Here is a 24895-nt window from a genome sequence, read left to right as displayed (position 1 = left end):
TCACGCCGAAAATGTGGAAAGAAATAAAGTCGTCACCCGTAGCGGTGGCGGATATGTTGGATGACTTGGAACACGGGAACAAATTTTATACGGGTGTTGAAACAGACAAGGGGGTATTGCTTTTCAGCCGGGATTATAAGGGAAACCACCAATATGGAGCTTTTATGGAGGCGAATATCGAGAGGCGTTTCTTTGAGCCGGACTTTGAAGGCAAGTCGCTGACGGTATATGAGCTTCGGGGATGGCCTTCGCTGATGGCGGGGAAAATAAACCGCTGTTATGATAATTATGACAGTCTGCTACCAATGGAGAAGATTCCGGCAGATGCCTTTCTGGATAAATCGGCTTTGAAAAGTGTTACGGACAAGGAGGAGTATGACCTTTCACCCACATGGGAGAATTATGCCCGGCTGACGGATAATGAGAAGGGGCTTGGTTTAGCTCGGAGCATGGATAACTATGACCGGATGACATTGCTGTATATCATGGACAAGGGTTATCCGAGGGATGGACTGATAGACGAGTATCCGGACAATTTCAGTTTTCATGAGAAATTTGAAAGAATTGAAAACAAGCTGCTGAGTCGGGACAGATGGGATGTGTATGACGAGATGCAGGAGAAGGCGAAGAAACTGGCCGGAAAACTGTTGTATGAGCATTTTCCCGATACACGGCAGAAAGAAGATGCCATTCCGAAAATGAAGGTTGAAAAAGAAATACCGAAAAAGAGTAAAGGCAGAAAGATGTAGAATAACAAAAGACAAGTAAAAGAATGGAAGGCCCGTTGCTGCGTGGATGCAGCAACGGGCTTTTGTTTTATCAGGCCAATGCACGCCAACGGGTGACTTTGATTTAAGAGGTTTGGAAGGTATGTAAGATGTGCCTTATTTTGCCGTATATTCAAAAACTTAAAAGTGATTTTAGTATGGAACTGACGATTATTGAAACAAGTGCGTATCAAGAGTTGAGGAAGCTGGTCAGTACGCTGGCCGTACAAATGGGTGACTTTCAGAAAAGGATTGCCCCGCCCGCACCGGACAAATGAATGGATGCGCAGGATGTATGTCTGGCACTGGGCATATCGAAAAGATGCCTGCAAAACTATCGGGACAACGGACTTATCCCTTACTCGAGTATAGGAGGAAAGTTCTTCTACCGGGAAGTGGATATTCAGGAGATTCTGGAAAGCGGACTAACCAAAAGAAAATAAAGGTATGGCGGAGATTATCACAAAAGATTCGGAAGAGTTTAAGGAATTGACCGGATGGATCAGGAGAACAGGAAAAGCGGTGGAGGATGCCACGGCACGGATACGCCCGACGATTGCGGATGAACATTACCTGACCGGGGACGATGTATGCGCCATGCTGCATATCTCACGGCGCACGTTGCAGACGCTGAGAGATGAAAAGGCGGTACCCTATACCACTATCGGTGGGAAACTGCTTTATCCGGAAAGTGGATTGTATGAAGTGCTGAGAAAGAACTACAGGGATTTCAGACGATTCAGGAAATAAATAAATAAAGAGAGAAAAGAAACGTCCTCCGGGCTATGGCTTGGGGGACGTTCCTCTTTATTGTCATGCTACATGGCAAGTTTGTAAATGTGGCCGATTCTCTCGCACAGTTTGTCTGTATCCTCACCGACTTTCGGGTTAATAAGTTCGGCATATATCTGGGTGGAGAGAATGGAATTATGCCCTAAAACCTTTTGCAGGGTTTCCAGCGGCATCCCTTTGAGGATGGCCAAAACAGCAAACGTGTGGCGTCCGATATGTGGGGTGACTTCAGTTCGGCAATCGCATTTCTTGCCTATGATTTTGAGACTGAGGAACATAGTATTATATTCACCTACAGGGAAAACACAATCGGGGGAATCTTTCTTTTCATCCACACCTCTGTATTTTTCAATCAGTTCGATAGCAATCGGTAATAATTTTACGACGTATGCAACTCCTGTCTTTATTCGGTTTCCCATCAGCCATGTGCCGCCGTCGGAATCGGTATGGATATTGTCATAGGTTATGGCTTTCAGGTCGGCATAGGCAAGACCGGTGAAGCACATGAATAGGAACATATCACGCATGGCACGCTGACGCTTGTATTTGAGTTCCACATGAATTATTCTTTGCAGTTCCTCTTCGGAAAGAAAGGAACGTCTTTTGTATTCGGGCACACATTCGAAGGATACAAACGGATGGACTCTTATCCAGCCTCTTTCCTGTGCGATGTACAATAACCATTTCAGGGTGTTGACACGGTTAAATGCTGTAGCGTTTGCATTTCCAGCCGTTCCGAGCATCCATGTGTAATAATCTTCAATGAACGGTTTTTCAAGTTCATCAATAGCTATATCTTCGATATCCTTTTTGGTTTTCATGAAAAGCAGAAGGCTTTTATAATCGGCAACCAGTCCACGGTAAGTGCTTTCCGCCTTTCCTTTACCTATCTTTTCCTTATACGATTCAAGTTGCTCTTTGAAAAGTGCCATAAGCGTGTGATAGTCCTCACCAAAACCGACGTAACGGTTATAGACCTTCTTAGCCGTGACAAAACTGTCATGGTCGCAAATGTATTGATAATGCTTGGTAATCTGAGCCCTGATATAATCAAGTTCCTGATTGAGAGTACGGGCTTCTTCGGATTTACCTTTTGCCCGGTTGGCTTTGACGTCCCACAACGTAAGGGATACTTCTTTCTTACAACTGAAACCTGCCTGGGTTCCATTGATGGTGATACGCCCCATAATAGGTGCCTTACCGTTTTTTACTGACTGCTTTTTTGTGTAAAATAACACTTTGAATGTACTTCTCATAACTCAACTTTTTTTAGTTACAAATTTAATTACTGTTGAGTTATTTGAAGTTATGCAAAAGCGAGCAACTGATTGAAAATTAATCTATTATATTCTTTTTGGAGGATTTTGGAGGTGAGTTACGATTTGGTAACGTAACTCCCTTCCAAATATGCTTTCCTTTGCTTTCTTTTCCGACCTCGCTAAAAAATATGTTTTATAACTATTTGATTTTTAGCATGGTTGCATTATCTTTACGCATCTTTAAAAAACACTTTGTTTCTCGGTGTGAAACAGAGTGTTTCAAGCAATGAAACAAAGTGTTTCCCCTATTGAAACAGTCGGTGTCACCTGCTGAAACGGAAGACAGTGTGCGCGGAGATCTTTGCGAAGTCTACGGGAAATTATCCGCATTTAGAGTAAAAAAGAGTTAAAACAGCACATTTTTCGCATAGATTCGTGTAGAAAAGCTCAATTCGGTAATTATCGGGCTACTCACTATAAATCAATCAGATAGATGAAAATATTGTAAACATTCACTGCAAAATTAGTGCTGGCAAACAGTTTACCAGCACTAATTTTCAGGTTGCCAGCACACCTTCAAATGCCGATCAATAAAGGGTTTGAGGTACACCTGTGCAGGAGTGCTGGCAAAAAACTCTTTTGTATAATTGAGCTTTTTGAGTTCACCCCTTCCAGACAATTAGATTAATTTATCGGACATGTTGTATCTATACATCGGACGCGCAGCATCTATATATCTAACACCACCCATATATTAATGCTGATATTTTAACTCATGCAGCGTGCATTTTGGGTAATCCGTTCTTTTAATGGAATTTTTGTATGCTTCATGAAAAGAAATCGTATTTTTGAAGCCTGATTGAGGAAGGAAACAATGCAAAAAGAATAAAGCCATGAATATTGAAGAATATCGGGAATATTGTTTAAGCATCAAAGGAGCAACAGAAAGTTTCCCCTTTGGCGAAAATACCCTTGTCTATAAAATCATGGACAAGATGTTCACTTTTGCTCCATTAAATCCTAAAGATGGACGATTTTGGGCAGACACAAAATGTGACTCCACCAAGTCGACAGAACTGATGGAGCTATATAATGGCATTGCATTCGGCCCGTTTTCCGACAAGAAACACTGGATTACCATATATCTGGAAAGTGATGTGCCGGATAGCCTTATAAAGGAATTAATCAATCATTCAATAGAAGAGGTAATCAAGAAATTACCTAAAAAGAAACAACAGGAATATCGCAGTACTTTGGGAATAAAAGATGAAAATTAATACAGAATGAGATATGGAATGAGCATGCTTGATAATCTCCATTATATTCAAAACAATGGAGAAAAAACTTTCTTAGCAAATCAGAATAAAAAATATGCCTGTCCTGAATGTAATAAGCCAAGAACTGTACACTACGATTATTGTATTTATTGCAAACAGAAGAAAAGATAGAATGAAATAAAATAGAAGCCTCCCAACCTCCTCCTCACCCGCAAGAAAATTAAAAGATTCTTATACCAGGATCGTAATTAAATGCGTTTATTCCAATTCCCGCTTTTCAGATACAGATAGGAAAGCAACAGCAACATACCCCCGTAAATATATTCACTTGTCCACGCTATAGCGACATCCACTTGCAGGTACATAACCATAACAACCACATAAACAACATAAATGGAAATGGTTATCAACATGATTTTCATAGACCGGCTTGTATTTCCTGTGCCGGAAACAGCATTAAACAGCACCAGTCCGGGAGCTGAAAGGAGATATCCTAATAACATGATGTACATAGTAGGTAATGCTGCCTGTACCAACTCCTGACTATTGGTATATATCTGCAATAACACGGTAGGGAACAAAGCGGACAGCAATAGGAACGGTATACCTATCATATAAGTTAATCGTATGGCACGTTTACAGGTAAGCCAGATTTCGCTCTTCTCTTTTCCACTCCCTAATAGATTACTTACCATAGAACTGGTAGTATCGGAAAAAGCAAAAATAGCCATAAAGAAGCAAGTATTGATACTCCTCATGATATTGGCTATCGCCAAAGGACACTCTCCCAAATGTTCGATAGCAATGAAAAACAAGAACCATTGTGAAGGAAACAATATGGACTGAAGCATGGTCCAACATGAGATATTCCAAATGCGTTTAAATTCGGACAGTTTGAAACTAAACTGTTGAAATAAAGCATATTTTTTCTTATCCACTTTCAGCCTGGTGTATGCCACATAAAACAGTAACGATACCAACTCTGCCAGCGAAGAACCTATTGCCGCACCTGCAATACCCAAAGCCGGGAAACCGAATTTTCCAAATATCAAAATATAATTGAAAACAATATTACTGAGCACCATTACTATAGAGTTAAGCGTAAGAGTGCGCGTCTCAGTGATACCAATGTAGAAAGCCCGGAACAGAATTGCAATAAAGGAAAAGAAAAGCCCGTACCTCCTCCACTCCAAATAAGAAGAAGCAGCGGCATAAACCTGATCGGAAGATATCAGACGGCTGAGAATATGTGTTGTAATAGAGTCACACAAGAAAAACATGACGGCTGCCAATGCCAGCAAAAAAAAGGCACCTTGCATGAATATTCCACCTATTTCGCCATACTTCCGCTCGCCATTTTTACGCGCAATCAGAATTTGAACACCGATGCTGAATCCAAAACCGAGCATATAAATAGCCATATACAACACTCCCGCCAACGCGGATGCTCCCAACTCCACTTCACCTACGTGACCTAAAAAAGCTGTATCCGTAACATTTATCATGTGCTCCATCAGTAAACTGATAAGAATAGGATACGCTATTAGCCAAATTTGCTTATAACTGAAATTCATAGATAAAGTCGATTACCACCAATTATGCTCTGTCATTCAGGTGAATAATATGACAAGACAAAAAGGTGTGCCAAAATAGGAAAAGTGAACGTAAATTACGCGAATCACGCAAATAAGTAGTTCATTAATCATTGATTTTCAATAACATGAATCTTATATTATTTGTGCAATTTGCGTAATTTGTGTTCTAAACTTCATTTTGACATACCTTCTCTACTTATGTCAGAAGTCAAACTTCTCCAACTTCATGGAAGCCAGTCCCTGTATTTTGGGAACCAATGTAACAAAATGTTCTGCTTTCTCATGAACAGACAGCGATTCCGCATCTTCCCAGGTTTCGCAAATCATCAGGACATCATTACGGGTAGCGCTTTCGAAAACATCATAGGCAATACAACCTTTATCTTTCAAAGAAGATGCTACCAACTCTTTTGCAGCTTCCAACACCGCAGCACGGTTACTTTCACTTACTTGAATAAAAACATTCAGTCTAATCATATTTGTACAATTTAGAAATGTGCTGCAAATGTAAACAGAAAAATCAGAAATGCTGATTATTTATCTGCATAAATACCGACGCGATTTCCCTCCGTATCAACAAATACAGCGAAATATCCCCTACCCTCTGCCTCAATCTTTGTTCTGGGAATAACGACTTTCCCGCCTTTTTTCAAAATTGTTTCAAGAGTAGGCTCAATCTCATCTACATTGAAATGAATGAGCACCCCTTTTTCAGAAGGAAGGAAATCAGAAGCACAAGAAACTGCTCCGACAAATTCATCCCCTTCAGTGAAAAATGCCATCTTCTCTTCCTCACATTCGCAAGTCGGAAGTTTCATATTCAACACGGTTTCATAAAAATCGATTGCCCGGTGGAAATCAGCAGCTGGAATTTCAAAAAATGCAATTAGTTTTTTCATTTTGTTTTCTTTTTATGGTTTTTACTATGCCTTTGCAAAGACAATGCAAAAATAGGGCAAGCCTGTAACCCTCAATAGAAGAAAAAAGACATCTTTAAAGAGTAGAAAAATAATCGGAGACAGGAGCACAGACAGATAGGTATTCGGCAGGGGTATAGCCGGAGAAGAGTTTAAACTCCTTAATCATGTGAGATTGGTCGGAAAAGCCACACTCATAAGCTACCTGGGCAAAAGGCAACGTCGGATCTTGTTGCAAAGTATAAAGAGCACGCTGCATGCGCACAATACGAAGGAATTCTTTAGGAGTAGTACCTATATAATCAGCAAATATACGGCCAAACTGCTTGGAACTGAGGCAGGCCACATCAGAAAGCTCTAATGTGCTGACCTGTGGATGGAGGTTTATTTCACTCAAAACCGTAGAAAGTCTTTTCAGATTGTATTCGGAACAGGAAACCAAACGATGGAAGAAAAAGTCTTCAATCAAGTGGATACATTGGTCATTATCCGGAGTATCCACGATTCTCCGGGATAAATCAGAGAGTTCCGTATCTTCCACTTCATCCGTAGAGATATTCTGTCCGAAGAAAAGATGCAGCGGGATTCGCAGGAAAGTCTTTGCCGCATAGGGCTGGAAAACCACTGTTATCATTTCAATCATTCCCGTCGACATAACGTCGGAAAAGCCGAAAGACTGACCGCAAATAAAAGATTGTGGTTGTAATTGTGAATTTTGCAATGATAATAATTGCCTACCCTTATGAAATACCAGTTGCATACAGCCAACAGGCAATGTCCGTTCCGACACAGGAGTAAGAGCATCATCCCGTAATATCCAATAATAACGGATATAAAGAGCCAATGCAGGAGCAGGTTTTACGATACGAAAAGTTTGCATACGACAAATATATGATATATCTCATGAATTGCCGCAAAAGTAAACAAAAGGAATGGGGAGAAATAGTAAAAAAGGGACATTCCCTATTTATTATTCACCCCATAGCCAAACAAAGCAAAATCACCGTAACAGGGATCATCCGGAAAGACTTCCGCTAATGCGGCAGTTATCCTTTGTGCATTTTTCAAGGAAAAAGTTTCCGTCTCGGTAAGTTCCAACAATCGGGCTACACGACAGACATGCGTATCCAAAGGAATGATTAAATCCCTGCAATCAAAACTTTCCCAAATCCCGAAGTCAACTTCCGGTCCTTTACGTATCATCCAGCGGAGAAACATATTCAGCTTCTTCTGAGGACTGCGGGAAGATACTTCCAGAAAAGCACAGAGTTTCTCTATTGGTAGTCCGGAATACACTTGGAGCGCCTCTTCCAAACTTTCAAAACGGGAATAAGCAGCATACAAGCGTTCAAAGTAAGAATAAAAATCGGCATGCGAAAGCATGCGGTAGAAGCTACGTTTTTCCTCAGCAGGAAAATCCTTCTCCCAACGACGGGAAAGTACATATTGATAAGGAGACGTCCCCATACAATCGTGTAATTCATCAGCCTTCTTCAGAATCTGCTTACGATTGCCAAAACTCATAATAGCAGTCAGCAGACCACTGATTTCTATATCCTGTTTCTGCCGGTAACGATGCGGGAATTGTACCGGATCATTTTGAATAAAATCCGCACAATGATAGGTCTTTGCCCACTCCTGTAGTTTCTTTTTTATATCTTTGGTCATTTCTTTAAAATCATGGGGGGTACAAAGATATTGAATTTATAGCAACTTTGGACAAGTCCCCTATTCTATTTACCCTTATTTTTGCATCGTGAAATTCAAAGAAGAACTTATGGAACATAGCAAGAAGACCACGCGTGAAGAGTATCAGAAATGCGTAAATGCAGTAGTAGATTACATCAACCTCCATCTTGGAGAAGAGATTGATCTGAAATCGTTGGCCAAGATTTCTCATTTCTCTCCATTCTACTTCCATCGCATCATGAAAGCATTTCTGGGCGAGCCGATCGGGACGTTCATAGTCCGGACACGAACAGAATCTGCCGCCCGCCTGTTGCGTTACTCGGATTTGCCTATTGCAGATATCGCTTATCGCATCGGCTATTCCTCACCATCGTCACTGTCGAAAGTATTCAAGCAGTTCTATGGAATTTCACCTAATGAGTATCGTAACAATAAAAACTTTGTAATTATGAAACCAGCAATTATCAGACCCGATTTAGAGTTAAAGAAAGAAATAAGAGAAGTGCCTGCCAGAAATGTAATTTATATCCGCCTGTTCGGAGACTATAAAATGAATGATTACGGAGGCACATGGATGCGTTTGTTCCAATTCATCAAAGAAGAAAAACTGCCGATGGGTGACATGGCCCCTTATTGTATGTACCACGATGATCCCAAAGTGACGCCTGCCGACAAGTTGCGTACCGATGTTTGCATGGTGATGCCTGTAACCGTAACTCCCAAAGGGGATGTCGGCTTCAAGCAATTGCCTGCCGGACGTTATGCAGTGTTTACCTACAAAGGATCTTATGAGTATCTGCAAAGTGTATACGACACGATTTACGGAAAGTTCATTCCCGAGATGGAATGTACGATGAGAGACGAGTCGAGTGCCGAACGTTATCTGAATGATCCATGCAATACGAAACCGGAGGATTTGTTGACAGAAATCTTCATTCCGGTAGAATAATCATCTTATATATTGCGGGCAAATAGTCTTTGTCCGCAATATATAACTATTACTTTATCTCTCTTTTCATCGGCACATACTTCAGTCCATTCGTAATCTGCGGTTCCTGTACCTGCTCAAATCCCAGACTTTTGTAGAAAGGCACTGCATACGTAGAGGAATTTACAGTCATTTCCGGCACAGAAGTCTCTTCGATAAAAACATCGAATAATCTTCTGCCTATACCTTTCCGGTGATATGCCTCCCGTATGAAAAACAGGGAAATATGTTTCCCTTCAGCTTTGACTGCCATCACACCCACAAGTCTTGCCTCAGCAAATGCACCATAAATGACCAAGCTGTTTATCATCGCCTCATCATTGACGAAGCTTTTGAAAGTTTCCAATCCTTGTTCATCAAAATCCTCTTCACCCGTCTGAAGATATATTTCCAAAGAAAGAGATGCGGCCTCTTTATATTCAGATAAGTCTAATCTTCGAACGCTTATCCCTGGGGTTAAACTCAAAGTATTCATAATAGTTAAGTTACTGTTCGCAACAAAGATATCAAATTTCTGGAAATGATGATTAAGACATTCCCATTATTCCATCCGGAAACACTATCTTTGTACAGGACATTTAACTAACCCAACTTTATTCAAAGATATGGAAAGACTTATCGACAAATATCTTCCGGCAGATTATCATGATACATTCGTTTTGAAATCCAGAAAGCCTGCAGAACAGATAATTCCCAAAGAACTAATCAAAAAAATATTCAATCACTCCCCGGCGTGGCTCAATTTTTTAATGAAGGTCAGGAATATTCTGGTAAAACCTTTGGGGCTTGAAACCGGAAAAGTGTTGAAAACAGAAGATTGTATAATAGAAGATACGGAAAATGAGGCTATCATGAGGAAAGATGATAAGCACTTATTGTTTTATGTCTCCATTGCCAAGATAGGAAACGACCTGATAGATATAACAACCGTGGTTCAATATCACAATGCATTAGGAAAGGCTTATTTCTTCTTTATTAAGCCTTTCCATAAAATGATTGTGCCACGTGTAGCGAAAGAACTTATATAATACCCAATCCATAGCTACTGATTTCCTCAAAGTCCTCATCAGCATATGAGTTCTTCTGACGGGCATCTTGTACTATTTTCAGAAATCCTTCTGTTTTAGACAGGAAATCCTTGAATTTCTCTGATTCTTCCTCGTGTCCTTTTACTACCAGTAGTTTCTCTGCCGCATCCAGTTGAAGTCGCAGTTCCATAATCTTTAAATCCAGGCGGGATTTATCTTCAACATGCTTACGGGCATACAAATTGATGATGCTCTGCATAGTCGTACTCATGCTTTTCATCGCAATGATCTGCTCTTTCACAGGATTTTCTGCCAGAAGAACCCGCTGGGCATTTGAAGCAATCGGGCTCAATATATCAAATATATTCTGCTTACATTCAGACATTACCACGCTCAATTCATAGTTATCATTCAGCAAATCAGCCATCCCTTCGGTCTTTTTTTCTTTCAAGAGAGACAAGTATTTATTGAAATTAGCATAGAACTGGTTTCTCGACTGAAAAAGCTCCGCATAATTCTGTATCAGGTTCTGTCTGACATCTGCACCGAAGCATTCACCCGGTAACATCACCTCCGCAGAATCTTTTTTCGAAATGACGGGAGACATGATATATGAAAACATGGGTACTTCCGTCTTTTGTTCCATATAACCCAATACTGCATTTACATCCCTCTCCTTTACCATATTTTTCAACAGAGCCAATGAGGCGTCGTAGTATTTCATCACCTGCCCCGCATCTGCTATTTCTTCAGGAGTATAAGTCACCGTTTCTTTCTTGCTACCTACACATGAGGCAAGCATCAGGACGCTTACCCATACACTTAAGACTAATAAATTCTTTCCCATAAGATTTTTATTTTAAAGTAAACACCAACCAGATTTAACCGGCATTGTGCTAATAACAATATAAAAGCGATTTTGCTCTCAATTATAGTTTTTTTCACCTTTGCAATTTGTACTTTTGCACCGGATTTCAAATTCGATCTATAATTTCAATCAGAACTATGGACAACATAAAAGGTTATATATACGCGGCAGCTTCTTCTTCAACATTTGGATTGGCACCTTTTTTCACCATATCCCTGCTATCCTCAGGTTTTTCTTCTTTCGAAGTATTAGCCTATCGGTGGGGAGTCGCATCATTTACACTAATCATATTCGGCATCTTTTTAGGTGAAACATTCTGTATCAACCGGAAGGATTTCGGAACAGTGTTCATATTGAGTCTTTTCCGTGCCGCAACCTCATTGAGCCTGGTCATCGCATACCAGCACATAGCCAGCGGAGTAGCATCAACCATCCACTTCATGTATCCATTGGCTGTTGCCCTCGCCATGATGTTCTTCTTCCGGGAAAAAAAGTCATTCTCAATTCTATTTGCTGTAGTGATTTCGCTGATAGGAGCAGCATTGCTATCATCGGGAGAGATTGACTTTAAAGGAGGCAATACAACCATAGGATTGACCGCTGCTATATGCTCCGTTTTCTTTTACGGCGGATACATTATCGGAGTACGCAAAAGCCGTGCTGTAAACATTCCATCTACAGCACTGACTGCCTATGTTATGGGGCTGGGAGCCTTATTCTTTATTATAGGAGGATGTCTGACGAGCGGCATCCGCCTGACCACAGACGGATATGCATGGCTGAATATTCTCGGATTGGCACTGCCCGCAACAGCCATTTCAAATATAACTTTGGTAAAGGCTATTAAACACATCGGACCCACTCTAACCTCCATCTTCGGAGCCTTGGAACCACTTACTGCCGTAGCCATCGGATGCTGGGTATTCAAAGAAAATTTCACGGTGCACAGTGCTTTAGGCATTCTACTGATACTGTCAGCAGTGACGGTAGTGGTGTGGCATGAAAAGAAAACAGAAAGAAAATAAGGATTATTTGCTCTTCTTATAATCAGTAATGAAACCTTCCATCATCCACTTCGCTAACGCCTGACGATTGGAACTCATAACAAACCGGCGCTGGTCGAAAGTATTCTGAATATTACCCAACTCCACAAACACTCCAGCAGGACTGGAATTGGCCAGCACATACAAATTGCGTGGGCTGACAGTTCCCGAAAAGCCACGGTTAGGTTGGTGGCGGTCGTATTTAGATTCGAAAGTATTCTTCATTGTAGTTGCCAACCGTTTACCATTCACACTTTTGGGAGCATGATAGAAGAATACATCCGTCTGGTGACTTTTACTACGGCTATCTACATGCAAGAAGATGGAACGGCAATACGTATAACTCTTGCGGTCTTTCTGATAGAGCGCATTTATTTTCTCACAACGCTGGCGAAGGCGGGCAACCTGGTTCAGAGGAATAGGATCACCCATACAAGTTTCGCGTTTACTATTATTAAGGTATTGATCGTCACGGATACCGTCTTTGGCATCCTGAATAATAATATAAACCTTAGCGCCTTCCTCCATCAGATTCCGGGCAAGACGAAGAGCGACATCATAGGCATATTCATCCTCATGCAGTTCCACGCTTCCTATCCTGCCAATAGCACCGGGATCAGGGCCACCATGCCCACTCACCACGTAGAAACACGCACCTTTGAGGCGGTTTCCCGTCACTTTAACTTCAGCAAGGCTTTTTCCGAAAAGAGGTTCACGAATTGTTTTGTTGCCGGAACGGGCAGAAGAGTTTGAAGCAGAAGAGTTTGAAGCAGATGAATTGGATGAAGCAGCCGTATTGCCACTCCCCTTTTTCAGAGGTGGAAGCAAATATTTCACCCCCAGCCGCAACTCCTCTTTACCTCGCAATTGTTTCTTATTCAGTTCCAGGAACTCCTGATAGTACGCTTTTCCGGTACGCCCGTTACGCTGTAGAAAACCAGATATCCCCTCACCGCTTTTCGGCGTAGCCCGCTCTTCCTGGGCCAACGCTTCGTAAGAGAATGACATGCAAAAAAGCAAAATAAGAAAGCAAAATAACTGTTTCATTTTCCATTTATTCATCTTGCGGACAAAAATACAATTATTTTCCCTACTTTTGCGTCCACAAATGCGTTAATTGATAAAAAACTATAAAAACAAATAGCATTATGGCAAAGCAATTTAAACCGGAAACCCTCTGCGTACAGGCAGGATGGACTCCTAAGAAGGGCGAGCCCCGTGTACTCCCCATTTATCAAAGCACCACTTTCAAATATGAAACCAGCGAGCAAATGGCACGCCTTTTCGATCTTGAAGAGAGCGGTTATTTCTATACTCGCTTGCAAAACCCTACCAACGACGCTGTTGCCGCCAAGATAGCTGCTCTTGAAGGCGGTGTTGCCGGTATGCTAACGTCCAGCGGACAAGCTGCCAATTTCTATGCTATATTTAATATCTGCCAGGCAGGCGATCACTTCGTTTGTTCGTCCGCTATCTATGGTGGTACATTCAATCTCTTCGGGGTTACTATGAAGAAATTGGGTATCGAAGTTACTTTCGTTAGTCCGGATGCCAGCGAAGAAGAAATCTCCGCAGCTTTCCGCCCGAATACGAAAGCATTGTTCGGTGAAACCATTTCCAACCCGTCACTGGAAGTATTGGATATTGAAAAATTTGCCCGCATTGCCCACAGCCATGGTGTACCTTTGATTGTAGACAACACGTTCCCGACTCCTATCAACTGCCGCCCGTTTGAATGGGGTGCTGATATCGTAGTACACTCTACGACCAAATATATGGATGGTCATGCCACCAGCGTAGGTGGTTGTATTGTAGACAGCGGCAAGTTCGACTGGGATGCACACGCTGACAAATTCCCCGGATTGTGCACACCGGATGAGTCATACCACGGACTGACTTATACAAAAGCTTTCGGTAAGATGGCTTATATCACTAAGGCTACTGCCCAGTTGATGCGTGACCTCGGCAGCATCCAGTCTCCGCAGAACTCTTTCCTGCTGAATCTCGGTCTGGAAACTCTGCACCTGCGTATGCCGCAACACTGTAAAAATGCACAGGCGGTTGCCGAATATCTTTCTAAAAATGACAAAGTAGCTTGGGTGAACTATTGCGGTCTTCCCGACAATAAATACTATGAGTTGGCACAAAAGTATATGCCGAACGGTTCTTGCGGTGTTATCTCCTTCGGATTGAAAGGGGGGCGCGAGATTTCTATCAAGTTCATGGACTCACTAAAGTTGGCTGCCATCGTGACCCACGTTGCCGATGCTCGTACCTGCGTGCTGCATCCGGCCAGCCATACACACCGCCAATTGTCGGACGAACAATTACTGGAAGCCGGAGTACGTCCCGACTTGATTCGTTTCTCTGTAGGCATTGAGAATGCAGACGATATCATCGCAGATATTGAGCAGGCTCTGAACGCATAATTTCATAAAGTACCTATAAAACAAATAATATATCCCCGTCTCCGCAACCGGAGTACGGGGATTTTCTTATCTTTGCGCCCAGTAAACATTTAATAAAGAAAGATTTATGAAACGTACAAAATTAGCTGCATCCTTTCTGTTGGTCGCAACTCTATTCCTGACGGGATGTGTGACCAAGAAGGAATTTGTGAATCTTCAAACAGATTATAACAAACTGAAAGACGAAAAGTCTGCTCTCGACAAGTCATATCAGGACGCACAAATCCAGCTTGCCGAATACCGCACACAATCTAAAAGTTTGGAGGATCGCCTAAGCGAAGCCCGAAAAAATAATCAGGAATTGCGTAACAGTTACGCTACCCTGCAAGGATCGCTCGACAAGAGCCTCCAGCAGAACTCGCAAGGGAATATCAACATCTCCAAACTCGTAGATGAAATCAATGCCTCCAACCGCTACATCAAGCAATTAGTGGATGCCAAGAGTAAATCAGACTCACTGAACGTTATGCTAACCAACAATCTGACCCGCTCCCTGAGCCGCGAGGAATTGAAAGAAGTAGATGTGAAAGTACTGAAAGGTGTGGTTTACATCTCTTTAGCAGACAATATGCTCTACAAGAGCGGCAGTTACGAAATCAACGAACGCGCCGGCGAAACGTTAAGCAAGATTGCCAAGATTATCACCGACTACAAAGATTACGAAGTACTGGTAGAGGGTAATACGGACAACGTACCCATCTCACGTACCAATATCCGCAATAACTGGGATTTGAGTGCCCTGCGTGCCTCATCTGTAGTACAAGAATTGCAGAATAAATATGGTGTTGACCCTAAACGGCTTTCTGCTGCCGGACGTGGTGAGTACAATCCTATCACAGACAATGATTCTGAACTGGGTAAACAGCGCAACCGCCGTACACAAATCATTGTTACACCTCGACTCGACCAGTTCCTGGAGTTGATAGATAAGGCTCCGGAAGCTGAAGGAGAAGCGGCTACGGAATAAAAGAAAAACCATCTACTGCTGTATTTTCACAGGTAGAGGCATTTAAAGCAGTCTATACTCAGACTATTTTATAAACAATAAGGCGAGAGACTTTCCAGTCCTTCGCCTTATTGTTTGTTTCCACCCTCATCCTTGCTTTGACTTCCGACAGATTAAGTACTATTTAATAGTTTTTATTGCACACAGACTTACACTTTATCACATTTATTCCTACCTTTGCGGCAAAATTATAACTTTTAACTAACAACTCATAATCAACTACCATGGCTAAGATAACTAAAGAAGCTGCCTTGCTGTATCACTCACAAGGCAAACCAGGTAAGATAGAAGTAGTGCCTACCAAGCCCTACAGTACCCAAACCGATCTTTCACTTGCTTACTCTCCCGGTGTGGCGGAGCCGTGCCTCGAAATAGAAAAGAATCCGCAGGATGCTTATAAATATACAGCGAAAGGAAACTTGGTTGCTGTAATCTCCAACGGTACTGCCGTACTCGGTCTTGGCGACATAGGTGCGTTGAGCGGTAAGCCCGTAATGGAAGGTAAAGGACTTCTGTTCAAGATTTATGCCGGCATCGACGTATTCGATATTGAAGTAAACGAAAAAGATCCCGAAAAATTCATCGAAGCTGTAAAGGCCATTGCTCCTACCTTCGGTGGTATCAACCTGGAAGATATCAAAGCACCTGAGTGCTTCGAAATAGAGCGTCGCCTGAAAGAAGAGCTCGATATCCCTGTGATGCACGATGACCAGCATGGTACGGCCATCATCTCCAGTGCCGGACTTGTGAACGCTTTGCAGGTAGCAGGCAAGAAAATTGAAGATGTAAAAATCGTTGTGAATGGTGCCGGTGCATCTGCCGTATCTTGTACAAAACTGTATGTTTCACTGGGTGCCCGCCTGGAAAATATTGTGATGCTGGATAGTAAAGGTGTAATCAGCAAAGCACGTACCGACCTCAACGAACAGAAACGTTACTTCGCTACCGACCGCACAGATATCCACACGCTGGAAGAAGCCATCAAAGGTGCCGATGTATTCCTGGGATTATCCAAAGGTAATGTTCTGTCACAGGACATGGTACGCAGCATGGCTCCGTCTCCTATCGTTTTCGCATTGGCCAATCCTACACCGGAAATCTCTTACGAAGATGCCATGTCAGCACGTCCTGACGTACTAATGGCAACCGGACGGTCGGACTATCCGAACCAGATTAATAATGTAATCGGTTTCCCCTATATCTTCCGTGGTGCCCTGGATACTCAGGCTAAAGCCATCAACGAAGAAATGAAGATTGCTGCTGTACATGCCATTGCCAACCTGGCAAAACAGCCTGTACCCGATGTTGTGAACGAGGCTTATCATGTTAACAACTTTAGTTTCGGTCCGGAATACTTCATCCCGAAACCGGTTGACCCGCGTCTTATCACTGAAGTTTCCTGCGCCGTAGCCAAGGCTGCTATGGAAAGCGGTGTAGCCCGTAAAAATATCGAGGACTGGGATGCTTACTGCGTACAGCTCCGCGAACTGATGGGTTACGAAAGCAAACTGACCCGCCAGCTTTACGACACCGCCCGTCGCAATCCGCAACGCGTGGTATTTGCCGAAGGTTCTCACCCCAATATGCTGAAAGCCGCTGTAGAAGCCAAAGCCGAAGGTATCTGTCATCCAATTGTATTAGGTAACGATGAAACCATCGAAAAACTGGCAAAAGAACTCGACCTCAGCCTGGAAGGCATCGAAATCGTCAACCTGCGCCATCCGAACGAAGCCTCACGCCGTGAACGCTACGCCCGCATTCTTTCCGAAAAGCGTGCCCGTCAAGGTGCTACCTATGAGGAAGCCAACGATAAGATGTTCGAACGCAATTACTTCGGTATGATGATGGTGGAAACAGGCGATGCAGATGCATTCATCACCGGTCTTTATACCAAATACAGCAATACGATCAAAGTTGCCAAAGAAGTTATCGGCATACAACCGCAATACAAGCATTTCGGTACGATGCACATCCTGAACTCCAAGAAAGGTACCTACTTCCTGGCTGATACACTAATCAACCGTCATCCCAATGCCGAAACATTGATTGACATAGCCAAACTGTCAGAGCATACCGTACGTTTCTTCAATCATACTCCGGTAATGGCCATGTTAAGTTACTCCAACTTCGGTGCAGACACCGAAGGTAGTCCGGTAAGTGTACACGAAGCCGTGGAATATATGCAGCAGAACTATCCTGATCTTGCCATTGACGGTGAAATGCAGGTGAACTTTGCCATGGACCGCAAGATGCGTGACGCCAAGTATCCATTCACCCGTCTGAAAGGTAAAGATGTGAATACCCTTGTATTCCCGAACCTCAGCTCTGCCAACTCTGCATACAAACTGTTGCAAGCTATGAATACGGAAATGGAGCTAATCGGCCCGATACAAATGGGACTGAACAAGCCTATCCACTTCACCGACTTCGAAAGCTCCGTACGCGACATTGTGAACATCACCGCAGTAGCAGTCATCGACGCCATCGTGGATAAAAAGAAAGCTGGTAAATGAGACGCCCGTTATCGAAATCACAAAGTGTTTGCATTGTACTGCTTTGGGCAGCACTTTGCTACATAGTTCTAACAACTGCCGAACGAATTGACGGTCCAGTCATTATGACACTTGTCATTTCGGCAGCGTTAGTATTCATTCCGGTAATAAAATCATTAAAGAGAGGATAAATAATATCTTTTTATTCCTTTTTGCGGGATAAAACAATATTTTTGTTGTTTTATCCCGCATTTTCTTTATAAATTGTTTGTTTGTCTCATTTTTATGTGTACTTTTGCAACCGCAACAGAGAAAAAACAATCTAAAGAATACTTTGTTAAGACAATTATATTTAGTAGCAACCAATAAAAGAAATAGATTATGAATGCAGCTAAGGTATTAGAAGATTTGAAAAGACGGTTCCCCAACGAACCAGAGTATCATCAAGCAGTGGAAGAAGTACTTTCTACAATTGAAGAAGAGTACAACAAACACCCGGAATTTGACAAAGTCAATCTAATTGAGCGTCTTTGCATCCCCGATCGTGTTTATCAATTCCGCGTGACTTGGATGGACGATAAGGGTAACATCCAGACAAACATGGGTTATCGCGTTCAACACAACAACGCTATCGGTCCGTACAAAGGTGGTATCCGTTTCCACGCATCTGTGAACCTCTCAATCCTGAAGTTCCTCGCATTCGAACAAACCTTCAAAAACTCTCTGACTACTCTGCCTATGGGTGGTGGTAAAGGTGGTTCCGACTTCTCTCCGCGTGGCAAGTCTAATGCTGAAGTAATGCGTTTCGTACAAGCATTCATGCTGGAACTGTGGCGTCATATTGGTCCTGAGACTGACGTTCCTGCCGGTGACATCGGTGTAGGTGGTCGTGAAGTAGGTTTCATGTTCGGTATGTACAAGAAGCTGACTCATGAATTCACAGGTACATTCACTGGCAAAGGTCGCGAATTCGGTGGTTCACTGATTCGTCCTGAGGCTACAGGTTACGGTAACATCTACTTCCTGATGGAAATGCTGAAATCTAAAGGTACTGACCTGAAAGGCAAGACTTGCCTGATCTCCGGTTCTGGTAACGTAGCTCAATATACTGCTGAAAAAGTATTGGAACTGGGTGGTAAAGTACTCACCATGTCTGACTCTGACGGTTATGTTTACGACCCGGCAGGTATCGACCGCGAAAAACTGGACTACATCATGGAACTGAAGAATCTCTACCGTGGACGTATCCGCGAGTATGCAGAACAATATCCGGGTGTGAAATATGTAGAAGGTGCTAAGCCTTGGGGTGAAAAAGCTGACATCGCTCTACCTTCTGCAACTCAGAATGAACTGAACGGTGACCATGCTCGCCAATTAGTTGCCAACGGTGTAATGGCAGTATCCGAAGGTGCTAACATGCCTTCTACTCCGGAAGCTATCAAAGTATTCCAGGATGCTAAGATTCTGTATGCTCCGGGTAAGGCAGCCAATGCAGGTGGTGTATCAGTATCCGGTCTGGAAATGACTCAAAACTCTATCAAACTGAGCTGGAGCGCAGAAGAAGTAGACGAGAAACTGAAGAGTATCATGAAGAACATTCACGAAGCTTGCGTACAGTATGGTACTGAAGCTGATGGTTATGTAAACTACGTGAAGGGTGCTAACGTTGCCGGATTCATGAAGGTAGCAAAAGCTATGATGGCACAAGGTATTGTGTAAAGAAAGCTATAGTTGTTATATATGGGAATCCCCTTTGCACTGTATGGTGTGGAGGGGATTTTTCTTTATAATTCAGATGTTGGAAACACGCTTTATATAAAGCCGCAAACAGGAAAAAGGTCATGCAAGAGAGATCTCCCATTCAAAGAGCTTTCAATGCAATAGATACTGATTCTACGAATTTATGTAACCGGTCCTCTATCTTTTTCTTTCTTGCTTCAGAACCTTCTATAGTCAATACCACATCATATATCCTTTTTACATATTGTATCAATTTCACACATTCATGATACTCTCCATACACATACGACAAGTCTATTTTAATGAAATTTTCTTCAATTTCTTCAAACAAAATGTTTTTGTCCGGATTTTGCATCTGCTCTATAGCCTCAATGCCCATCCTAAGATTATTCTTTGTTCCGATTATCTTGATACGTTTATTCAATTCTTTCTTATACTGTTCATCAACAACATTAGCCACAGCATTCCGAACATCTTGCAAAAGTTCATTAGCAACCTCATAGTTTCCCATATCATATTGCATCTTAAGCCCTTTCAAGTTAGATTCTGCAGCTAAACTTTGCATTGCGCTTACTGGAATAATAAATGTATCCAACATTCCACGATCTATTTTAGTTATCAGCTTTCTATAACGTAAAAATAGACTTTGCTTATATTTAATGATATCATCCGTATCAGGAATACGCTGAAATATGCTATATACTTCTTGGAAAAGAGAAACGCATTGCTCGGGATTTTTCTCTTTTATCAACTTTGCAATATCAGCCATTATTTCATCAGCCCGTCTCAGTAACGCTCTATCACCGGAGAGCAACTTCATTGGAAGAGTTGCCTTATAAGCGTCAAGAACTTTATCAGTTAAAGAAGGTAGCCTATCATCATATTCCTTCTTACTGGTAACATGCCAACCAACACACGAACGACAATAATAACTCCGGTTAGGGGCATGACCACTACACGCTTCTATCTCTTCATGATTGAATTTAATAAAATTATCTGCTTTTGACTCTGACTCAAATAGCGTTTTATATTTATTGCAATCGCGGCAAAATATTCTGTTCTTTTTGGGTTTCATATACTCACTTGGTTTATTACCTTTCCGCCATCCTCAATTTGATAAATTATAGTAAATGTTGTCTTTAGCGTGTTCCGGCTTAATCTTCCTGCAAAGGTAAACAGAATAGAACAGAAAACGAAGGAAAGTGGCCAGCAATAACAAAAAACCACAACCTATATAAAACTAAAATCAAAGAGTCTAAGAACTAATCCCGGCATCGCAAGAAATTAATCTTTCATTACCTAAAAACTATTCTTACAACAATTATTGTAAGAAAAATATATAACTATAGTAAGAAAATAACATAACTGTTGTAAGAAACTTCTATATTTGTAGTAAGAATACTTTTTAGTATAAACGATATTAGTCTGTAACACATCCGACATTAACCTCTCGCAGTTCCAGTACCAATTTGTTTCTACGAAAACATAAACCTCTTAAAAACAATGTATATATGAGTACTTATTATGACCTTTACGAAACACCGGACCCCAGTGGCGAAGGTAAGAAGAAACCACTCCATGCACGCGTCCGCTCCAAAGGCACTATCACTGCAAAGGAGTTTCAGGAGCGGTTAATGAAAGAACAGCACATGCCACACGCCATGGTCGTGGGAATTATGCAAGCCATCAGCAATGCACTGGGCGACTGGCTCGCCGAAGGTTACAATGTAGAACTGGATGAACTGGGATTTTTCAGTACTACACTGAAATGTACGCGTCCTGCCATACAGAAAAAGGACATACGTGCTGAATCCGTACGCTTTGAAACGGTAAAATTCCGCCCCAGCAAAGCCTTCAAAAAGTACGTGAGACATCAAATGGAGCTGGAGAGAATAAACAAAAAAGCCTCGGCAAAGAAACCGGCAGTTGCCAAAAAAGATAGAAGACAGATGATGCTGACCTTTCTGGAAGCAAATGTCTGCATCACACGCGCCGAATATGCCCGACTCACGCGCGTAACGGACAGATGCGCCAGCTCTGATTTACAGGAATTTCTGACAGAAGGTGTTATCCGCAAGCGAGGTGGAGGGCGTTCAGTGGTTTATATAAAACATCAGGTATAGTGTATCGCTTTTCGTAAGGCATCTGCTCTGTATCGGGCAGGTGCCATACCTGTATTTCTTTTAAAAAACTTCCCAAATGTAGATTGATCCGGAAAATTCAGTTCAATCGCTACCTGACTGACATTCATATTCGGTCGGCGCAGCAGGAGTTTTGCTTCTGTCACCACGGCATTTGTGATCCATTTCAGTGCCGATTGCCCGTCACACTCCCGTATTATCTTCGATAGATAATCCGGAGTAACACACAATTCCTGCGCATAAAATCCGACATCACGATGTTTACGGCAATTTCCCAAAAGCAATTCGTGGAAACGCTGCCGAATTATTTCATTACGCGAAAATGAGATTTCTCTTTCTCCATATTTCTTCCAACGGCTATTGGTTATATCGAGCAATAGATTTATCACCTCATTTTTAATAACAGTGGCCCGATACAGATGATCCGAGTCCGCTATGTACTTCTTTATACGTTCTATCCGATTCAGCACAATTGCACATTCATCATCGGTCAAACTCTGTTCAGGATATAGACGTTTCAAGTTTCCTGCTTCCGGCAAACGTATGCTGGAAGTTAATGACATGATTTCCTGCTTCAGTTCCGGTGAAAACAAAAGCAAGTATCCTCTGAAACCGGGAGTATGCGATACATTTCCTATTATATTATCAGCCAGTAGCTGCATCACGGTACTTCTTTTAAGAGTATAAGGCAGATAATCCACTTCAATTTGCATTTCACCTGACACGACCAATATTAATGAGGAGGCTTCAAGCTGCATGGGATACCTCCCAACCTTATCTTTTTTTGTCACCGAATCGTCCAAATAGATAACCACCAACTGCTCCTGAAAGGAGGATTGAGGATTCATTCTTTCAAGATAATCCTGAAAACTTAAATCAAGTACTGTATCTTTCATCACAATTCTGATAAATGACTAATTTTAAAATGCAAATTTAATAATTATTCTTATTACAAACAGATACGTTTCGGATTATGACTAATTATAGTAGTAAAATGACCTTGTCAATTCATCTATTCTGTCCGACCTTTGCATCACAGAAAAAACTTAATATTTAAGGAATATGGAATATTTAAACTTATCGAAAGAGAAAACAAGCAACTTCATGCTTTCGCGCATAGGCTTGGGAAGTATGAGAATGGGAGACGTAAGTGAAGGTATCAACACGATACATACAGCTTTGGACGGAGGAGTTAATTTCCTGAATACCGCAGACTTCTACGGAAACGGACAAAGTGAAATGCTGATAAAAAAGGCATTGAAGACCCGCAAGCGGGAAGATGTCTTTATCTCTGTAAAGTTTGGAGCCATGCAGGGTGTGGATGGCAGAATGTACGGAATGGATGCCCGCCCGGAAGCTGTGGAAAACTACCTGCGTTATACACTAAGCCGTTTAGGTACTGACTATGTGGATTTATACCAACCCGCCCGCATCAATCCACATATACCCGTAGAAGACACCATCGGCGCTATATCCGATCTGGCAACAAAAGGATATGTGAAAAATATAGGAATCTCCGAAGTGAATGGAGAGATACTTCGCAGAGCAAATGCAGTACACCCGATCAGTCTGGTCGAAGTAAGATATTCGTTGGCAGACCGGCATATAGAAGATGACCTTTTACCGACAGCAAGAGAATTAGGTGTCGGCATTGTAGCCTTCGGCGTACTCCTTTCGGGACTGATTGGCGGAAGTTCACAAGAAGAAAAATTAAAATCTATCGGTCAGAGAATTTCTCCGGAAGCATTGGCAACGATGAAAGCAAATCTTGCCCGCACCGATGCGCTGAAACAGATTGCAGTTGAAAAAGGAGCTACCCTGGCACAACTTGCCATAGCCTGGGTGTTGGCGCAAGGTGAAGATATCATAGCACTGGTAGGTTCAAGAACAGCCTCACAAATCAAAGACACGATTCAAGCATTGAATGTGAAACTAACGAAAGAGGATTTGGACAGAATAAAACGGATTATGCCAAAAGAAGAGGCAACCTGTTCATACATGTTGGATGTGGATATCGATTCCAAAGGACTATTCCATGCCAAACAGTAGCATTGCTTAGCGAGGAAACTTGGATGAAAGTGCCTCGTAGACCGCCGAATGGAGGAAGTAACGAACATCTTTCCCTTCCTCCATCGCCCGGCGAATAAAGGTAGAACTGATTTCAAAAGTAGGAGAAGAAGCTACTTTTACATTCTCCGAAAGGGAATCGAAAGAAACCGGATAACCGGGACGGGGATATACAAGAATATGGTTTTCGGCAAGAATACGTTCCGACTGATACCAGCGGGGAAAAAGCGTCCAGTTGTCTGAACCGATAATCAAATGAAATTCCCGGTCAGGATAGGTTTCTTTCAGTTTATCCAATGTATGGATGGTATAGGACGGACGGGACAGATTAAACTCAATATCAGAAGCTTTAAACTTGGGATACCCCGCAATGGCAAGTTGAACCAACTTCAAACGGAAGGTATCATCCATCAATTCATCTTCTTCCTTCAACGGATTATGAGGGGTTACGAGAAACCACACTTCATCCAGCCCTTCATATTCGCAAAGATAATTGGCAAGGGCAAGATGTCCGATGTGAACCGGATTGAAGGAGCCGCTGAAGATACCCGTTTTCATTCTTTTGTTTTTATACGTTTCCAGCAAGTATAAACATTGATGCAACTTGAAAGTACCACCAATGTCATACCAAGAACGATTGTCCATTGGCTATAATACAACGCCATCAGACCTGACACTAAAGATATAAGTGCCAGGAGTGTGTTGAGAATCAACAATGACTTGTTCTGTTTAGGAGAAACAGGTTTCGGCTGATACAT

26 protein-coding genes are annotated in these 24895 nt (G+C 42.2%); 13 read left to right on the top strand and 13 right to left on the bottom strand.

All coding sequences use genetic code 11. The annotated features are described in order from the left end of the window. Nucleotides 1–11 precede the first annotated feature (11 nt). The 3 genes from K429_RS0104535 (at nucleotide 12) to K429_RS0104520 (ending at nucleotide 1517) form a co-directional block, all read left to right on the top strand. The gene (locus K429_RS0104535) at nucleotides 12–749 is read left to right on the top strand and encodes a DUF6047 family protein (protein WP_010801649.1); all 738 of its coding nucleotides are present in this window, start codon (nucleotides 12–14) and stop codon (nucleotides 747–749) included. 296 nt (nucleotides 750–1045) lie between these two features. Beyond that, nucleotides 1046–1210: a helix-turn-helix domain-containing protein gene (locus K429_RS0104525; RefSeq protein WP_025726173.1), complete on the top strand. Its 165-nt coding sequence runs from the start codon at nucleotides 1046–1048 to the stop codon at nucleotides 1208–1210. Nucleotides 1211–1214: 4 nt separating this feature from the next. Next, nucleotides 1215–1517 carry a helix-turn-helix domain-containing protein gene (locus tag K429_RS0104520; protein WP_010801650.1) on the top strand — a complete coding sequence of 101 codons (303 nt, stop codon included), beginning with the start codon at nucleotides 1215–1217 and terminating at the stop codon, nucleotides 1515–1517. Between the two features lie 68 nt (nucleotides 1518–1585). Here K429_RS0104520 and K429_RS0104515 read toward each other — a convergent pair whose 3' ends face one another. Beyond that, entirely contained in the window at nucleotides 1586–2815 is a 1230-nt protein-coding gene (locus K429_RS0104515; protein ID WP_010801651.1) for a site-specific integrase, read from the bottom strand. An 896-nt stretch (nucleotides 2816–3711) separates the two neighbouring features. Here K429_RS0104515 and K429_RS0104510 point away from each other — a divergent pair. Continuing rightward, on the top strand, nucleotides 3712–4095 hold the full coding sequence (locus tag K429_RS0104510; RefSeq protein WP_022210841.1) for an MmcQ/YjbR family DNA-binding protein: 384 nt from the start codon (nucleotides 3712–3714) through the stop codon (nucleotides 4093–4095). 248 nt (nucleotides 4096–4343) lie between these two features. On the opposite strand, the gene K429_RS0104505 is transcribed toward K429_RS0104510, so the two are convergent. The 5 genes from K429_RS0104505 to K429_RS0104485 all read right to left on the bottom strand — a co-directional run bounded on the left by K429_RS0104505 (nucleotide 4344) and on the right by K429_RS0104485 (nucleotide 8275). After that, nucleotides 4344–5669 (bottom strand): MATE family efflux transporter, encoded by a 1326-nt coding sequence (locus tag K429_RS0104505; RefSeq protein WP_025726172.1) that lies wholly within the window; start codon nucleotides 5667–5669, stop codon nucleotides 4344–4346. Nucleotides 5670–5891: 222 nt separating this feature from the next. Beyond that, entirely contained in the window at nucleotides 5892–6167 is a 276-nt protein-coding gene (locus tag K429_RS0104500; RefSeq protein WP_022210843.1) for a putative quinol monooxygenase, read from the bottom strand. A 56-nt stretch (nucleotides 6168–6223) separates the two neighbouring features. After that, a complete protein-coding gene (locus tag K429_RS0104495) occupies nucleotides 6224–6589 on the bottom strand; it encodes a VOC family protein (protein ID WP_025726171.1) in 366 nt (121 codons plus the stop codon). A 94-nt stretch (nucleotides 6590–6683) separates the two neighbouring features. Continuing rightward, nucleotides 6684–7487 carry a helix-turn-helix domain-containing protein gene (locus K429_RS0104490; protein WP_025726170.1) on the bottom strand — a complete coding sequence of 268 codons (804 nt, stop codon included), beginning with the start codon at nucleotides 7485–7487 and terminating at the stop codon, nucleotides 6684–6686. 83 nt (nucleotides 7488–7570) lie between these two features. Continuing rightward, the gene (locus K429_RS0104485; protein WP_007214877.1) at nucleotides 7571–8275 is read right to left on the bottom strand and encodes a TIGR02757 family protein; all 705 of its coding nucleotides are present in this window, start codon (nucleotides 8273–8275) and stop codon (nucleotides 7571–7573) included. Nucleotides 8276–8384: 109 nt separating this feature from the next. On the opposite strand from K429_RS0104485, the gene K429_RS0104480 reads away from it, so the two are divergent. Continuing rightward, nucleotides 8385–9245, top strand: a complete 861-nt coding sequence (locus K429_RS0104480; RefSeq protein WP_022210846.1) for a GyrI-like domain-containing protein — start codon at nucleotides 8385–8387, stop codon at nucleotides 9243–9245. A 49-nt stretch (nucleotides 9246–9294) separates the two neighbouring features. Here K429_RS0104480 and K429_RS0104475 read toward each other — a convergent pair whose 3' ends face one another. Continuing rightward, nucleotides 9295–9759: a GNAT family N-acetyltransferase gene (locus tag K429_RS0104475; protein WP_081750830.1), complete on the bottom strand. Its 465-nt coding sequence runs from the start codon at nucleotides 9757–9759 to the stop codon at nucleotides 9295–9297. A gap of 130 nt (nucleotides 9760–9889) precedes the next feature. Between K429_RS0104475 and K429_RS0104470 the strand changes: the two genes are divergently transcribed. Continuing rightward, entirely contained in the window at nucleotides 9890–10312 is a 423-nt protein-coding gene (locus K429_RS0104470) for a DUF2867 domain-containing protein (protein ID WP_022210848.1), read from the top strand. Here the strand turns inward: K429_RS0104470 and K429_RS0104465 are convergent. Beyond that, the gene (locus tag K429_RS0104465; RefSeq protein ID WP_025726168.1) at nucleotides 10305–11159 is read right to left on the bottom strand and encodes a hypothetical protein; all 855 of its coding nucleotides are present in this window, start codon (nucleotides 11157–11159) and stop codon (nucleotides 10305–10307) included. The two genes, K429_RS0104470 and K429_RS0104465, sit on opposite strands and share 8 nt — an antisense overlap. Before the next feature lie 158 nt (nucleotides 11160–11317). On the opposite strand from K429_RS0104465, the gene K429_RS0104460 reads away from it, so the two are divergent. Further along, on the top strand, nucleotides 11318–12205 hold the full coding sequence (locus K429_RS0104460) for a DMT family transporter (protein ID WP_007217330.1): 888 nt from the start codon (nucleotides 11318–11320) through the stop codon (nucleotides 12203–12205). 3 nt (nucleotides 12206–12208) lie between these two features. Here K429_RS0104460 and K429_RS0104455 read toward each other — a convergent pair whose 3' ends face one another. Next, a complete protein-coding gene (locus K429_RS0104455; RefSeq protein ID WP_007217329.1) occupies nucleotides 12209–13270 on the bottom strand; it encodes an N-acetylmuramoyl-L-alanine amidase in 1062 nt (353 codons plus the stop codon). A gap of 101 nt (nucleotides 13271–13371) precedes the next feature. Here K429_RS0104455 and K429_RS0104450 point away from each other — a divergent pair, with 101 nt between their 5' ends. From K429_RS0104450 to K429_RS0104435, 4 genes are all read left to right on the top strand, one after another. Further along, nucleotides 13372–14652, top strand: a complete 1281-nt coding sequence (locus K429_RS0104450) for an O-acetylhomoserine aminocarboxypropyltransferase/cysteine synthase family protein (protein ID WP_007214887.1) — start codon at nucleotides 13372–13374, stop codon at nucleotides 14650–14652. Between the two features lie 106 nt (nucleotides 14653–14758). Beyond that, nucleotides 14759–15658, top strand: coding sequence for an OmpA family protein (locus K429_RS0104445; RefSeq protein WP_007214888.1), 900 nt, complete (start codon nucleotides 14759–14761; stop codon nucleotides 15656–15658). Nucleotides 15659–15921: 263 nt separating this feature from the next. Further along, complete coding sequence (locus K429_RS0104440) at nucleotides 15922–18210, top strand: NADP-dependent malic enzyme (RefSeq protein ID WP_022392686.1); 2289 nt, start codon at nucleotides 15922–15924, stop codon at nucleotides 18208–18210. Nucleotides 18211–18570: 360 nt separating this feature from the next. After that, a complete protein-coding gene (locus tag K429_RS0104435) occupies nucleotides 18571–19908 on the top strand; it encodes an NADP-specific glutamate dehydrogenase (RefSeq protein WP_007214891.1) in 1338 nt (445 codons plus the stop codon). 142 nt (nucleotides 19909–20050) lie between these two features. On the opposite strand, the gene K429_RS0104430 is transcribed toward K429_RS0104435, so the two are convergent. Continuing rightward, a complete protein-coding gene (locus K429_RS0104430) occupies nucleotides 20051–21004 on the bottom strand; it encodes a hypothetical protein (RefSeq protein ID WP_025726166.1) in 954 nt (317 codons plus the stop codon). A gap of 436 nt (nucleotides 21005–21440) precedes the next feature. Between K429_RS0104430 and K429_RS0104425 the strand changes: the two genes are divergently transcribed. Next, entirely contained in the window at nucleotides 21441–22052 is a 612-nt protein-coding gene (locus K429_RS0104425) for an HU family DNA-binding protein (protein ID WP_025726165.1), read from the top strand. Here K429_RS0104425 and K429_RS0104420 read toward each other — a convergent pair. After that, nucleotides 22043–22966, bottom strand: a complete 924-nt coding sequence (locus tag K429_RS0104420) for an AraC family transcriptional regulator (protein ID WP_025726164.1) — start codon at nucleotides 22964–22966, stop codon at nucleotides 22043–22045. The genes K429_RS0104425 and K429_RS0104420 overlap by 10 nt on opposite strands. Before the next feature lie 166 nt (nucleotides 22967–23132). Between K429_RS0104420 and K429_RS0104415 the strand changes: the two genes are divergently transcribed. Then, a complete protein-coding gene (locus tag K429_RS0104415; RefSeq protein ID WP_025726163.1) occupies nucleotides 23133–24119 on the top strand; it encodes an aldo/keto reductase in 987 nt (328 codons plus the stop codon). 6 nt (nucleotides 24120–24125) lie between these two features. On the opposite strand, the gene nadD is transcribed toward K429_RS0104415, so the two are convergent. Further along, entirely contained in the window at nucleotides 24126–24695 is a 570-nt protein-coding gene (gene nadD, locus K429_RS0104410; protein ID WP_007217320.1) for a nicotinate (nicotinamide) nucleotide adenylyltransferase, read from the bottom strand. Continuing rightward, on the bottom strand, nucleotides 24692–24895 hold the full coding sequence (locus K429_RS0104405; protein ID WP_025726162.1) for a hypothetical protein: 204 nt from the start codon (nucleotides 24893–24895) through the stop codon (nucleotides 24692–24694). Before K429_RS0104405 ends, nadD begins: the two co-directional genes overlap by 4 nt.

This window comes from Bacteroides sp. 14(A) (genome assembly GCF_000526555.1).
Lineage (GTDB): Bacteria > Bacteroidota > Bacteroidia > Bacteroidales > Bacteroidaceae > Bacteroides > Bacteroides cellulosilyticus.
Note: the sequence above shows the minus strand (reverse complement) of the source record. Positions and strands in the feature narration are given on the sequence as shown.

Excerpts from the sequence above, each read along its gene's own strand:
- K429_RS0104415 (WP_025726163.1), top strand. The coding sequence starts at position 23,133 with ATGGAATATTTAAACTTATCGAAAGAGAAAACAAGCAACTTCATGCTT.
- K429_RS0104450 (WP_007214887.1), top strand. The coding sequence starts at position 13,372 with ATGGCAAAGCAATTTAAACCGGAAACCCTCTGCGTACAGGCAGGATGG.
- K429_RS0104500 (WP_022210843.1), bottom strand. The coding sequence starts at position 6,167 with ATGATTAGACTGAATGTTTTTATTCAAGTAAGTGAAAGTAACCGTGCT.
- K429_RS0104525 (WP_025726173.1), top strand. The coding sequence starts at position 1,046 with ATGGATGCGCAGGATGTATGTCTGGCACTGGGCATATCGAAAAGATGC.
- K429_RS0104455 (WP_007217329.1), bottom strand. The coding sequence starts at position 13,270 with ATGAAACAGTTATTTTGCTTTCTTATTTTGCTTTTTTGCATGTCATTC.
- K429_RS0104475 (WP_081750830.1), bottom strand. The coding sequence starts at position 9,759 with ATGAATACTTTGAGTTTAACCCCAGGGATAAGCGTTCGAAGATTAGAC.
- K429_RS0104440 (WP_022392686.1), top strand. The coding sequence starts at position 15,922 with ATGGCTAAGATAACTAAAGAAGCTGCCTTGCTGTATCACTCACAAGGC.
- K429_RS0104535 (WP_010801649.1), top strand. The coding sequence starts at position 12 with ATGTGGAAAGAAATAAAGTCGTCACCCGTAGCGGTGGCGGATATGTTG.
- K429_RS0104425 (WP_025726165.1), top strand. The coding sequence starts at position 21,441 with ATGAGTACTTATTATGACCTTTACGAAACACCGGACCCCAGTGGCGAA.
- K429_RS0104515 (WP_010801651.1), bottom strand. The coding sequence starts at position 2,815 with ATGAGAAGTACATTCAAAGTGTTATTTTACACAAAAAAGCAGTCAGTA.
- K429_RS0104505 (WP_025726172.1), bottom strand. The coding sequence starts at position 5,669 with ATGAATTTCAGTTATAAGCAAATTTGGCTAATAGCGTATCCTATTCTT.
- K429_RS0104405 (WP_025726162.1), bottom strand. The coding sequence starts at position 24,895 with ATGTATCAGCCGAAACCTGTTTCTCCTAAACAGAACAAGTCATTGTTG.
- K429_RS0104420 (WP_025726164.1), bottom strand. The coding sequence starts at position 22,966 with ATGAAAGATACAGTACTTGATTTAAGTTTTCAGGATTATCTTGAAAGA.
- K429_RS0104480 (WP_022210846.1), top strand. The coding sequence starts at position 8,385 with ATGGAACATAGCAAGAAGACCACGCGTGAAGAGTATCAGAAATGCGTA.
- K429_RS0104435 (WP_007214891.1), top strand. The coding sequence starts at position 18,571 with ATGAATGCAGCTAAGGTATTAGAAGATTTGAAAAGACGGTTCCCCAAC.
- K429_RS0104495 (WP_025726171.1), bottom strand. The coding sequence starts at position 6,589 with ATGAAAAAACTAATTGCATTTTTTGAAATTCCAGCTGCTGATTTCCAC.
- K429_RS0104510 (WP_022210841.1), top strand. The coding sequence starts at position 3,712 with ATGAATATTGAAGAATATCGGGAATATTGTTTAAGCATCAAAGGAGCA.
- K429_RS0104470 (WP_022210848.1), top strand. The coding sequence starts at position 9,890 with ATGGAAAGACTTATCGACAAATATCTTCCGGCAGATTATCATGATACA.
- K429_RS0104520 (WP_010801650.1), top strand. The coding sequence starts at position 1,215 with ATGGCGGAGATTATCACAAAAGATTCGGAAGAGTTTAAGGAATTGACC.
- K429_RS0104445 (WP_007214888.1), top strand. The coding sequence starts at position 14,759 with ATGAAACGTACAAAATTAGCTGCATCCTTTCTGTTGGTCGCAACTCTA.
- K429_RS0104485 (WP_007214877.1), bottom strand. The coding sequence starts at position 8,275 with ATGACCAAAGATATAAAAAAGAAACTACAGGAGTGGGCAAAGACCTAT.
- K429_RS0104465 (WP_025726168.1), bottom strand. The coding sequence starts at position 11,159 with ATGGGAAAGAATTTATTAGTCTTAAGTGTATGGGTAAGCGTCCTGATG.
- K429_RS0104460 (WP_007217330.1), top strand. The coding sequence starts at position 11,318 with ATGGACAACATAAAAGGTTATATATACGCGGCAGCTTCTTCTTCAACA.
- K429_RS0104430 (WP_025726166.1), bottom strand. The coding sequence starts at position 21,004 with ATGAAACCCAAAAAGAACAGAATATTTTGCCGCGATTGCAATAAATAT.
- nadD (WP_007217320.1), bottom strand. The coding sequence starts at position 24,695 with ATGAAAACGGGTATCTTCAGCGGCTCCTTCAATCCGGTTCACATCGGA.
- K429_RS0104490 (WP_025726170.1), bottom strand. The coding sequence starts at position 7,487 with ATGCAAACTTTTCGTATCGTAAAACCTGCTCCTGCATTGGCTCTTTAT.